The following is a 12,651-nucleotide window of genomic DNA, read 5'->3' on the forward strand; positions in this document are numbered from 1 at the left end:
CGCCGGGCTATGCCTGTTGCTCGCCACCATGCTGCCGGCGCGGGCGCAGAGCCTCGCTCCGCTGCAGAGCGGGCAGTTGCCCGCGTTGCAGAGCAGCGCACCATTGCGCGACGTAGCGGTCGTTGACGGCAGGCCACTGGCGATTTCAGCCGATGCCGCGTGGCAACTCGACCGTTCCGGCGCGTCCTGGATCCGTTTGCCGTGGCCCACTGATGACAAGCCCGTCGCCTTGGTCGACGACGGCACGCGTGCTTGGTTGCTCACCGCCTCGGTTGACAACGGCCCCGTTACCGGTGTCTCGCGGCTGCGCGTCAGCAACGAGGCGGTGCTGCTGCGGGAACTGCCAACCCTGCCTGCCGCACTGCGCGACCCCCAGGGCGCATGGGCCAACGGCACCTTGTGGCTCGCCGGCACCGGCGAAGACGGAAGGCCGCGATTGCTGCGACTGCCCACCCAGGACGCGCCGCCGCGCTGGCAGGAGGTGCCCGGATGGCCAGGTGGTGGGGTGGCCTCATCCGTTGTGGTGGGTAACGCGGCGGTATATGTCAGCGTGACCGGCGTCGGTGACGCCGGCGACAGGTTATGGCGCTGGACGGCGGACAGCGGCTGGAGCCCAGGCACCGATGTCCCCGGCCACGTTGTGCCGGGTTCGGGTCATTTGCTCGGCCAGGCCAACGCCGTGTACCTGGTGACTGAAGGCGCGTCGCAGGGCGGATCGGCCCGTTTGATGACCTACCAGACCATCACCAAGGCCTGGGCTACCCTGCCGGGGGTGACCCCTGCCGGTGTCCTCGCCGCCGGAGCCTGGAACGACGGCTTGCTTTGGGCGCAGAAAAGCGGTGATGGCAAAGGCGTCGCTTTCGTCACGGCCAGCGTGCAGTCGAGCAAGCTGCTGCTGCGCTGGCTGGACTGGATCGTGCTCACGGTCTACCTGCTGGTCATGATCGGTATCGGCTTGTTCTTCTACCTGCGCCAGAAGCGCGACTCCACCGCCGGCTTCTTCGTCGGTGGCCGGAGCATTCCGTTCTGGGCGGCAGGCATAAGCCTGTATGCGACCAACACCAGCTCGATCAGCTTCATTGCGATACCGGCCAAGGCCTTCGAGAGCAACTGGCAGTACCTCACCAACAACCTGATCGCGGTGCTTGGTCTGATGTTCGTCGCTGTCTGGGTGGTGCCACTGCTGCGCCGGCTCGATCTGATGAGCGTGTTCTCGTATCTGGAAACACGCTTCCACCCCGCCATCCGCATGCTGGCCAGCGCGCTGTGCATCGTGATGCAGATCGGCAGCCGGATGAGCGTCATCCTGTTCCTGCCTGCGCTGGCGATCGCCACGATCACCGGCATCGACGTGGTGTGGAGCGTGATGATCATGGGTGGGTTCACCATCTTGTACACCACGCTGGGTGGCATGAAAGCGGTGATCTGGACCGATTTCGTGCAGGTGTTCGTGATGTTCGGCGGCGCGCTCTTCGCGATCGGCTTCATCATCGCGCACATTCATGGGGGCATGCCGGAATTCTTCCGCGACGCGATGGCCTCCAACAAGATGCACCTGCTGGATTTCAGCTTCGACCTGACCAAGGCCACGGTGTGGGGTTTCGTGTTCCTGGTGCTGTTCGATGTGGTGCTTACCTTCCCCAAGGACCAGGTGCTGATGCAGCGCATCCTTTCCACGCGCTCGGACCGGGAGGCCGGGCGCTCGGTATGGACGTTCGCCGCAGTGATGATCCCGGGCGGCTTCGTGTTCTATCTTATCGGCACGGCGCTGTGGGTGTACTACCGGTCGCACCCGGAGCGGCTGAATCCGACGTTGCCGATCGACGCCACTTTCCCGTTGTTTATCGCCGCGGAACTGCCGATGGGCGTCACCGGCCTCATCGTCGCCGCCATTTTTGCTGCTGCCATGTCGACCCTGTCGAGCATCATAAACAGCGTGTCCACGCTGGCTTCGGTGGATTTCTACGAAAAACTGGCAAAGAACCCCACGCCGAAAAAAAGCGTGCTGTTCGCCGAGATCACCGGTGTGGCGGTCGGGCTGGCAGCCATTGGACTGGCCGTGTTGCTATCGCGCTTCGACATCCATTCGCTGTTTGACGTCTCCATCGAACTGGCCGGCCTGCTCGGCGGCGGCTTCGCGGGGGCCTACACTCTGGGCATGTTCACCCGCCGCGCCAACGCACCAGGCGTGGCGATAGGCATTGGCGCCAGCATCTGCCTGACCCTGGTGGCCTGGTGGTTCAGGCTGGTTCACCCATATTTCTACCTGGCCATCTCGATCCTGCTGTGCATCGTGATCGGCTACCTGGCTAGTCTGTGTTTTCCGGCGTCCACCCGCTCGCTGAAGGGGTTGACGATCTACACCGACCGCACGGACTGAGTGCCGAAGGGCACTCGCCGCCCAGCGGCCGCACACGGCATGATGCAAGCGGCCGGCAGCTGCACGGCCAGCTCCCGCACCAGCGAGGCATCGTGGATACCCAATTTCTGAACACCTTTGTGACGATCGTCGACCAGGGCTCGATGGCCGCCGCCGCGCGCGTGCTGAACATCACGCCCGCGGCCGTGGCACAGCAGATTCGCACCCTCGAACGCGAGATCGGGGCACCACTGATCGCCCGCGTGGGCCGCACCGTAGCGGTAACGGAGGAGGGCTCGCGCATCCTGGATCGTGCGCGCGACCTGTTGCGCCAGGTCGCCGACCTGCGCAGCGTGGCCAACGAGAACGCGATGTCCGGCGAGCTGCGTCTGGGTGCCTGCCCCACGGCGCTGGCTGGCGTCCTGCCCGACGTGCTTGCGCGCATGGTCGAGGCGTTTCCGCAGATCAATGTGTTCATCAAGCCGGGGTACTCGGCCGAACTGTACCGCGCCGTGGAAGCTGGCGATCTGGATGCGGCGGTGGTGCTGCAGGCACCATTCGCGTTGCCGAAGACCTGCGAGTGGCTGCTGCTGCGCGAGGAACCGTTGATCGTGCTGGCTCCCCGGGCAATGGCCGACCGCGATCCGCACGAATTGCTGGCCACCCAGCCGCTGATCCGGTACGACCGCAACCAGTGGGGCGGCCGGCAGGCCGACGAATATCTCCGCGCCCACCGCATCGTGCCGCGGGAACGCTTCGAGTTGAACGCACTCAACGCGATCGCCGTGATGGTGGATCGCGGCCTCGGTGTTTCGCTGGTGCCGGACTGGGCGCATCCGTGGCCCGAAGGCGTGCAGCTGGCGCGCATCCCGCTGCCCGCACCGAGCGTTCCGCGGCGCATCGGCATCGTCTGGTCGCGCTCGAGCGTACGCGTGCGCCTGGTCACCGTGCTGTTGCAGGAAAGTCGCAAGGCCGCGCAACTGCTCCCTTCGCTGGATCGCTGAGACAGGCCGCACGGCGTCCTCGTCCCTTAAGCAACAAAAACTAGTCTCTGAAGATAGTCCGCAGCGGTTCTACGGGCGCAGGGAAACGCCTAGCCTCAAGACCGAGGACGTGCGGGGACCCAGGCGCCGGGGAGGGTGCCAGCAATGACAAGCGGCAACCATCCGGCCGGCTCGCCCCGCAGCCCCGCCCGACCCACCATCGAGACGACTCATGATCAAGCCATTGTGCATAGCGATTAGCGGCATCCTGCTGGCCTATGCGGTCGCAGCGGATGCGCGTGCCCAGGACACCGCAGCCGATGCCGTCACGGGCACGCAGGACGCCGCGAAACCGAACGACGCGAGCAAGCAGAAAAAGACTACCACCCAGTTGGGCGAGGTCATCGTCACCGGCACACGCAGCCCCAAGGCAGTCGACGAGATCCCCGGCGCCATCACCGTGGTGACCAAAGAGGAGATCCAGCAAACGCTGGCTGTGACCGAGGATGCCACGGCCGTGCTCGCGCGCACCGTGCCCGGCTATGCCGAGTCTTCGCAGATGATGAGCAGCAGCGGCGAGACACTGCGTGGTCGCATTCCCTTGCGTCTGTTCGACGGCATTCCGCAAGGCTCGCCACTGCGCGACGGTTCGCGCAACGCCACCTTCACCGACATGGGCATCATCGGTCGCATCGAGGTCATCAACGGTCCCTCGGCGTCCGAAGGCATCGGCGCCGCCGGCGGCATTATCAACTACATCTCCAAGGTGCCTGACAAGGAAGGTAGCGAAACCACGCTCAGCACGCGCTTCCAGACGCAGGGTCCACGCGACAGCGGCGGCTGGAAAGTGGGCGGCACCTATGCGCTGAAACAAGGCTCGGGCGACCTGCTGGTGGCGGCGTCGTACCTCGACCGCGGCATCGCCTACGACGGCAACGGGCGTCGCATCGGCTTGAGCGGCAGCGGCTCGGTGGCCGATTCCACGTCATCCAACCTGTTCATCAAGGGTGGCATCAACTTCGGCCAGGGCGATACGCAGCGACTGCAGGCCACCTACAGCCATTTCAAGATCAACGGCAAGGGCGACTACGTGCAGGTGCTTGGTTGCCGCGGTCCGGATGATGATCCGCCGTGCACTGTGCCGATCACCAATACGTCGGAGAAGGGCCACCTGTATGGCTCGAAGGACGCGTTCAACGATTTCACGCAATACAGCGTGGAGTACACCAACAGCGATTTCCTGGACGGCTCGCTGGTGGTCACGGCCTACCGTGCCGACCAAGCCATGCGTTTCCTGCCCGAGGACGGGGACGACAAGCAGTTGGTCGCACCGCCAGTACCGGACAGCCAGCGCATCTGGGATCAGTCGGAGATCACCTCGAAGAAGAGCGGCCTGCGCACCTCGTGGACGCGTGGCGAGCTGTTCACCGTGCCCGGCCTGCAGTTGCAGGTGGGCGTGGACCTGCTCAAGGACCAGGCGCAACAGCGGCTGGCACTCACCAACCGTATCTGGGTGCCGCCGATGCACTACAAGAGCACGGCGCCCTACGGCCAGCTCTCCTGGGATGTCGGGCCGGTCACGCTGAGCGCCGGCTTCCGACGCGAAGATGACAAGCTGCATGTCAATGACTACACCACCACGCCTTACCGCAACAGCGTCTTCGTCAAGGGCGGCGGGGTGAAGTACACCGAAAACCTGAAAAACTTCGGCGCAATCTGGCGTATCGGCGATCAGTGGTCGGTGTACGGGGCGTACAGCGAGGGCTTCACGTTGCCCAACATCGGCATCCCGCTGCGCAACATCAATGTGCCCGGCCAGTCAGTGGACCGCATCAGCGGCTTGGCAGCAATCATTTACAAGAACAACGAGTTCGGCTTCAACTGGCGCGGTGATCGTGCCGCCTTCGGCGCGAGCCACTACATCTCCAAGTCACCGTTTGGTTCGTCGCTGGCGGTCGATCCCAACTCCAACGACTACATCCTGTCGCGCGCGCCGGTGCGCATCGAGGGTACCGAGCTCACCGCCGAATGGCGCTTCAGCGAGCAGTGGAAGGTCAGCGGCCTGTATTCGCACATCACCGGCAAGACTGCGTTCTGGGCGGCCAGCCCGGGCGGTCTCTATCCCGCTGGCGGAATGGACAAGCCGCTGGGCATCTTCGACGTCAGTCCGGACAAGCTCTCCGGATCGGTGACCTGGAAGTTCCTGCCCAATGCCGATGCCTACCTTGGTTTCACGTCGCTGTTCGGCCGCACGCTTTCCGGCAGCGACACGCGTGCCTACGACAACAAGGCCTTCAGCTACGAGGAACACACCAGCGGCTACACGCTGTTCAACCTCGGTGTGAACTACGCTTTCCCGAGATACGGTCAGCTATCGCTGGGCGTGGAAAACCTTCTGGACAAGTTCTACATCCTCAGCACGTCGCAAGTGGTCGGCTACCAGAACTTCTGGTCCGGTCGCGGTCGGGTCACCTCGCTGACGTATACGATCACGTTCTGACCCCGGGCGCGTGACGCATACGAGCCGCGGCATGCCCCGACCCTCCCCGGGGCATGCCGCGGCGGGCGGGACCTTGATGAACCGAACCAACGCCAACGCCGGATATCGCAAACGCCTGGGCGGCGTGCTGCTGGCCCTCTGTCTCCAGTCGCCCGCACTGCCGGCCGCCCAGACGACGCTGCCCATGGTCGCGGCCGTCACTCCGGATGTTTCGGCGGCGCGGCTGCAACGCTTGCACGAGTTCATGCAGCAGGCCACGGATACCGGCGGCTACCTTGGCGGCGTCACCCTGGTGGCACGCCACGGCCACATCGTGGATTGGCAGGCCTATGGCCATGCGGATCTTGCCCGGCAGAGGCTGATGCACAAGGATGCCATTTTCCGCATCTACTCGATGACCAAGACAGTGACCTCGGTCGCCGTGATGATGCTGGTCGAGGAGGGCAAGCTTGCGCTGGATGACCCGCTTTCGCGTTACCTGCCCGGCTTCGACGCACCGCAGGTACTGATCGGCGGCAGCATGGAATCGCCGAAACTGCGTCCGGCCGACAAGCCAGTCACCCTGCATGCACTGCTCACCCATACCGCCGGCTACCCGGCCGGCGTGAAGGGCGATGCGCTGGCCGTGCAGTTGATGGAACGGATCGACCCCCACGGCGCGCGAAACCTGCGCGGCTTCGCCACGCGCATGAGCCGCGTGGCGCTGGCCGCCGACCCCGGCACCCGCTTCGGCTATGACGGTGCCTCGCTGGAACTGCTCGCGCGCGTGGTCGAGGTCGCCTCCGGACAATCTTTTGAACAATTCCTGCAACAGCGCATCTTCGATCCCCTGCAGATGCGCGACACCGGCTTTCGCGTGCCCGCCGCGCAGCGCCCTCGCGTGGTCGACCTCACCACCATGGGTGACGATGGCCGCCTGCACCTTGCCGATACCAACAGCGCACGTCACCCCGGCGAGCCGCTGAATGCCTACACCAGCGGCGCCGGCGGCCTGTACTCCACCGCCGGCGACTACGCGCGCTTCGCGCAGATGCTGCTGAACGGCGGTACGCTGGACGGCCATGTGCTGCTGGGCCGCAAGACGGTGGAACTGATGCTGCGCAATCACCTCACCATGCTCGATCCACCGGTCACGCAGTTCAGCGATGCCGAGGGCTTCGGCCTGGGTGGCTACGTGGTACTCGACCCCGCCCGCCGCGGCGTGCTCGGCTCGCCCGGGCAGTTCGGCTGGAGCGGGGCGGCCTCCACCTACTACAGCATCGATCCGCATGAACAGCTGTTGATGATCCTGCTGCTGCAGCACCTGCCGCGCGAGGACGGCGCCAGGGACCTGCCGCGGATCAGTCGCAATTTCTACGATCTGGTCTATCAGGCGCTGCCATGACCACGACACCCACCGTTTCGCCGAGTATCCGATGAACACCGACCCCGATGTTCCCACCACGCCCTCCGTCCCGCCCGCGGTGACCCACGAGTTCAAGTTCTCCCACGTCACCACCGGCCGCTACCTGCCGGTGCCGGGCAAGGGACCGGGCTGGCCGTTCGCCGAGATCGGGCACTGGAAGATCGACGTGGATGGCTGCGTCGATGACTGGGTGCGCGAGCTCGCCGACTGGCGCCGCGAGCACCTGGTGCGCATCGGCTACGACGACGCCAACTATCGCCGCCCCGAGCTGCAGTGGGCGCAGCGCAACTTCGTGCACGCGCAGATGATGGTGGAGGATCGCTACTTCTTCGACCCGGCCGCCGGCCGCTATACGGTCGACCGCTACCTCGATGACCTGGAGGCGCGGTTCGGCGGCATCGACAGTGTGCTGATCTGGTTCGTCTACCCCAACATCGGCATCGACGACCGCAACAAGACCGATCTGGCGCGCGACTTGCCCGGCGGCCTCGCCGGCCTGAAGGGTGCCGTGGACGATTTCCACCGCCGCGGCGTGCGCGTGTTCCTGCCCACCATGCCCTGGGACCATGGCACGCGCGAACCGGAACAGAACGACTGGGAGACCATGGCGCAACTGGTCAAGACGGTGGGTGCCGACGGCATCAATGGCGACACCTACAACGGCGTGCCGCGCGCCTTCTTCGATGCCTGCGACGCTCTGGGCTGCGCGGTGGTGCTGCAGCCCGAGTCAACCATCAGCGCCGAGGAGCAGCTGATCTGGAATGTGCAGAGTTGGGGCAAGAAGGCGCCCAACGAGGTAGTCCCGCCGGTGGCCAAGTGGAAGTGGCTGGAGCCACGCCACATGATCAATTACGAGAACCGCTGGGGTCGCGACCGCAACCACGATCTGCAATACATCTTCTTCAATGGCATTGGCTACAACGCCTGGGAAAACATCTGGGGCATCTGGAACCAGTTCACTGCGCGTGATGCGGAGACGCTGCGCCGCATCGCCACGATCGAACGGCAGTTCGCGCCCGCGCTGGTCAGCACCGACTGGCGCCCGTACGAGCGCACGCTGCAGGCTGGCGTGTTCGCCAGCCGCTTTCCGACCGATGACTTCACGCTGTGGACCGTGGTCAACCGCAACGAGTATCCCGTGGCGGGCGAGCAGATCGCCCTGCCGAACCGCGAGGGCACGCGCTGGTACGACGCCTGGCACGGCGTGTCGCTGGAGCCACGCGTGGATGGGGACCGCGCGGTGCTCGACTTCGCGCTGGAAAGCCGCGGCTTCGGCGCGTTGCTGGCGCTGGCACCCGGTGCCACGATCGGCGGGCTCGACGCCTTCTTCACGCGCATGCGCGAACTTTCGTCCGTGCCGCTGCAATCGCTGTCCGCGCAGTGGCACTCACTGCCGCAACAACTGGTGCCCATCGCGCGCACCCGATCCGCTGGCGACGCACCGCCCGGCATGCTGGCGATTCCCGCCGGCAGCTTCGACTTCGTGGTCGGCGGCATCGAAATCGAGGGCCAGACCTGGGAAGGCACCGATGTGCAGTACCCGTGGGAGAGCAGCGCGCGCCGTCACCATCGCCATCTGATGCAGATGGAGGCGTTCTTCATCGACCGCACGCCAGTCACCAACGCGCAATTCCGTGACTTTCTCCAGACCAGCGGCTGGCGTCCACGCGATCCGCACAATTTCCTGCGCCATTGGCAGGATGGCGCACCACCGCCGGGCTGGGACAACAAGCCGGTGACCTGGGTGTCGATCGAGGATGCGCGCGCCTATGCCGCCTGGGCCGGCAAGCGTCTGCCGCACGAATGGGAGTGGCAATACGCCGCCCAGGGCCACGACGGTCGACGCTATCCATGGGGCAATGTCTGGGACGAGTCGATGGTGCCGGCCACCAATCGTGGTCGCACGCTGGTGGCCCCGGACGATGTCGATGCGCACCCGGCCGCGGCAAGCCCGTTCGGTCTGCTCGACCTGGTCGGCAACGTCTGGCAATGGACCGACGAATACACCGACGAACACACCCGCGCCGCAATTCTTCGCGGCGGCAGCAACTACCAGCCGCAGACCTCGCACTGGTACTTTCCGCAAGCCCACCGGCTTGACCAGCACGGCAAATACCTGCTGATGGCGCCGAGCAAGGACCGTTCCGGTTGCGTGGGTTTCCGCTGCGCCGTGGCCGCGGGATGAGCGAAGCAATGCCCACCCGCGTGCAGCTAGGCGGCCTGCTCGGCGAGGCACTGGCCGCCAACCTGCGCGGCCGACTGGCTCACTTCATCGTCGACGAGCACAGCCCCGCGATCGCGCTGTTTGCGCCTGAACGCCGCAGCGAAAATCGCGAGGGCGACTGGTACGGCGAGCACGCCGGCAAGTGGCTGGTCGCCGCTGCGAAGGCGGCCGCGCGCAGCGGCGAGGCCGCGTTGCGCGCCAGCGTGTTGCGCGTGGCCGACTATCTGGTTTCGGTGCAGGAAGCGGACGGCTACCTCGGCACCTACGCGCCGGACCGTCGCTTCATGCGACCGCAGCCGCGCAAGCCCGTCAGCTGGGACGGCGCGCCCAGCGTGCGCACCTGGGATATCTGGACCCACGCCTACCTGATCCTCGGCCTGCTCGAAGTGCACCGGCATTTCCCGGAATCACGCTACCTCGACGCCGCACGTCGCATCGGCGACCTGTGCTGGCACACGCTGACCGAAGGCGGCATCGACATCACCGATCTGGGCAACCACCACGGGATGTCCGCCACGGTGCTGATCGACCCGGCCACTGAGTTGTATTTCGTCACCGGACAAACGCGCTATCTGCAGCTGGCGCAACGCATACTGGAACAGGCGGACGGCCATCGCGAACTGGCCCTGCTCACACGCGCGCTGGACGGTGCCGACGTCGCAACGGTCGCCACCGGCAAGGCTTACCAGCTGACGTGGAATCTGGTCGGTCTGGCCAAGCTGCACCGCGCCACCGGCCGCGCGGACTATCGCCGCGCGGTGGAACTGGCCTGGCACAGCATTCGCGAACACCATCTCACCCTCGGCGGCGGGCCCTGGGGCGGCGTGGCGCACCGCTCGCGCGAAGTCTTCAACCCGGCCGGCGTGTTCAGTCCGTACGGTTACGTCGAAACCTGTTCGTCACTGGCCTGGATCCAGCTCAACCGCGAGCTCCTGGCTATATCGGGCGAAGCCCGCTACGCCGAGGAAATCGAGCGCACGGCGTACAACGACCTGCTCGGCGCGCAGGCGCCGAACGGCGAGGACTGGTGCTACTACGTGTTTCCCAACGGCAGGCGCGTGCACACCACCTACTGGCGCTGCTGCAAATCCAGCGGCGCGATGGCGCTTGAGGAATTGCCCGCCATCGCCTGTGTGCAGGATTTGGACGGCAACGTCACCGTGAACCTCTACGGCGCCGGCGAGACGCACTTTGAGCTGGCCGGCGGCGGCGAGCTGCAACTTGCACAGCACACCACCTACCCCTACCCCGGCGATATCCGGTTGCGCATTTCCGGTGCGTCGACGATGCACTTCGCGCTGAAGCTGCGCATCCCCTCATGGGCCGAAGGTGCCACGCTCGCACTCAATGGCGAGAATGCCGGCATCGAGTCGGTGCCTGGATGCTACGCCGTGCTCGAACGCGAATGGCGCGATGGCGACGAACTGGTGGCGCGTTTCCCGATGCGTCCCGCACTGCATCGCGCCGTCAACCGCAACGTGCAGGAATCGCGCGCACCCGACGGCAGCGCCGTGCACCAGGAGGTACTGTGCTTCGAGTACGCCGCGGTCACGTGCGGTCCACTGGTGTATGCGACCGGCCTGATCGACGGTTTCAAGGTGGAGGAGACCCTGCGACTGCCCGACGCACCGGCAGCGCATTGGCTGACGATGCCGGTCGCGCAAGCGAATGGCGTACCCCGCATCCTGCTTGATCCGGGCTATCGCGTGCCGCTGGAGTTCACGCCGTACTTCATCACGGGCAGCCGCCTGGACGGCAGTTGGCGGCTGACCTGGGTGCCGCTCGCCCCGGTGGCGGTCGCATGAGCGGCCTCACCCAAGATTTTGTGGTGCCAGAACATAGCCGTCTCGCCTGTTTCTCCCCGCGGCCCTGGTGCACAGTGACCCGCGTTACCGCTCACCATGGATGCCTCGCGCATGGAAACCTCTTCGCCTGAATCGACGGCCGCCGGCCACGGTCCCTTGGCCGGCGTGCGCGTGCTGGATCTCAGCGCCTATATCGCCGGGCCGTACGCCTGCTCGCTGTTGGCCGACCAGGGTGCCGACGTGATCAAGATCGAACCGCCCGGTGGCGACAACCTGCGCCAGTACCCCTCCACCCTGCGCAGCGAGAGCCGTGCCTTCCTCGGTGTCAACCGCAGCAAGCGCGGCATCGTGCTCGACCTCAAGCACGCCGAGGACCACGCCGCCCTGCTGCGTCTCGTGCGCGACGCTGACGTGCTGGTGCACAACTTTCGCCCCGGCGTGCCCGAACGCCTCGGCATCGGCCACGGGCAGCTGAACTCGATGCAACCCCGGCTCATCTACTGCGCCATCACCGGCTACGGCGAGACTGGCCCGCTGAAGGACAAGGCTGGCTACGACCAGGTATTGCAGACGATGACCGGCATGTGCACCCTGCAGGGGAAACGAGGCGGACCACCGGAAATCATCTACGGCTCGGTGGTCGACTATTACGCCGCAGCGCTGCTGGCCGCCGGCGTCTCCTCGGCACTGTACGAACGCGAACGCAGCGGTCTGGGTCAATTCGTCGGTGTCTCGCTGTTGCGCAGCGCGCTGACCATGCAGTCGGCGCGGATGATCTGGGCCGAGGGCGAGTCGCTCGACATCGGTCGCGACATGCGCTCGGGAGGCGTCACCGGCATCCATCCCACGCGCGAGGGCTGGATCTACATCTCGGCCAACACACCACGCTTCTGGAACGCGCTTTGCACGAAAACCGGGCTAGACGCACTCGCCGCCGATCCGCGCTTCGACAGCGTGCGCAAGCGCGCGAAACACTACGCCGAGATCCTGCCACCGTTGCACGCGGCACTGGCCGCGCGCACCGCCCTGGAATGGGAGGCGCTGTTCGGGGACGAAGTGCCCTGTGCCGCAGCGCGCCGGATCGAGGACATGTTCGATCACCCGCAGGTGCAGGCCCAGGGCATCATCGACACCTTCGAGCATCCGGTGGTCGGGCGCTACCGCGGCGTCGCGCAGTCGATCCGCTTCGGTCGCACGCCTGGACCGGCACCATTCGCCGCACCAGCGCTCGGCCAAGACACGGAAGCGGTAATCGGCACGATCACGTCACGCGACGACGACAGCGACGACTGATCGGCGCTGAAGCGCCGGCTCCCGTGCCCTCATCCCTCCCGTACCACGATGGCTGCACCCTTCCGACCCTGCAAGCATCCCC

The 12,651-nt window shown here is 65.8% G+C and carries 7 protein-coding genes; all 7 read left to right on the top strand.

Going from position 1 to position 12,651, the window contains the following annotated elements; all coding sequences use genetic code 11:
• Positions 1-16: 16 nt before the first annotated feature.
• The 7 genes from AC0L58_RS15485 (at position 17) to AC0L58_RS15515 (ending at position 12,569) form a co-directional block, all read left to right on the top strand.
• A complete protein-coding gene (locus tag AC0L58_RS15485) occupies positions 17-2,380 on the top strand; it encodes a sodium:solute symporter family transporter (RefSeq protein ID WP_473684967.1) in 2,364 nt (787 codons plus the stop codon).
• A 92-nt stretch (positions 2,381-2,472) separates the two neighbouring features.
• Entirely contained in the window at positions 2,473-3,363 is an 891-nt protein-coding gene (locus AC0L58_RS15490; RefSeq protein WP_473684969.1) for a LysR family transcriptional regulator, read from the top strand.
• 211 nt (positions 3,364-3,574) lie between these two features.
• Positions 3,575-5,842 carry a TonB-dependent receptor gene (locus AC0L58_RS15495; RefSeq protein WP_473684971.1) on the top strand — a complete coding sequence of 756 codons (2,268 nt, stop codon included), beginning with the start codon at positions 3,575-3,577 and terminating at the stop codon, positions 5,840-5,842.
• Positions 5,843-5,918: 76 nt separating this feature from the next.
• Positions 5,919-7,226 (top strand): serine hydrolase domain-containing protein, encoded by a 1,308-nt coding sequence (locus AC0L58_RS15500; protein ID WP_473684973.1) that lies wholly within the window; start codon positions 5,919-5,921, stop codon positions 7,224-7,226.
• 31 nt (positions 7,227-7,257) lie between these two features.
• Positions 7,258-9,432, top strand: a complete 2,175-nt coding sequence (locus AC0L58_RS15505) for a formylglycine-generating enzyme family protein (protein ID WP_473684975.1) — start codon at positions 7,258-7,260, stop codon at positions 9,430-9,432.
• Positions 9,433-9,440: 8 nt separating this feature from the next.
• On the top strand, positions 9,441-11,276 hold the full coding sequence (locus tag AC0L58_RS15510) for a glycoside hydrolase family 127 protein (protein WP_473684977.1): 1,836 nt from the start codon (positions 9,441-9,443) through the stop codon (positions 11,274-11,276).
• Between the two features lie 111 nt (positions 11,277-11,387).
• Positions 11,388-12,569, top strand: a complete 1,182-nt coding sequence (locus AC0L58_RS15515) for a CaiB/BaiF CoA transferase family protein (RefSeq protein WP_473684979.1) — start codon at positions 11,388-11,390, stop codon at positions 12,567-12,569.
• The last annotated feature ends 82 nt before the right edge of the window (positions 12,570-12,651 follow it).

The organism is Rhodanobacter sp. G2-10 (genome assembly GCF_055809185.1).

Coding starts and splice junctions, on each gene's coding strand:
- AC0L58_RS15495 (WP_473684971.1), top strand. CDS start 3,575: ATGATCAAGCCATTGTGCATAGCGATTAGCGGCATCCTGCTGGCCTAT.
- AC0L58_RS15500 (WP_473684973.1), top strand. CDS start 5,919: ATGAACCGAACCAACGCCAACGCCGGATATCGCAAACGCCTGGGCGGC.
- AC0L58_RS15505 (WP_473684975.1), top strand. CDS start 7,258: ATGAACACCGACCCCGATGTTCCCACCACGCCCTCCGTCCCGCCCGCG.
- AC0L58_RS15510 (WP_473684977.1), top strand. CDS start 9,441: ATGCCCACCCGCGTGCAGCTAGGCGGCCTGCTCGGCGAGGCACTGGCC.
- AC0L58_RS15515 (WP_473684979.1), top strand. CDS start 11,388: ATGGAAACCTCTTCGCCTGAATCGACGGCCGCCGGCCACGGTCCCTTG.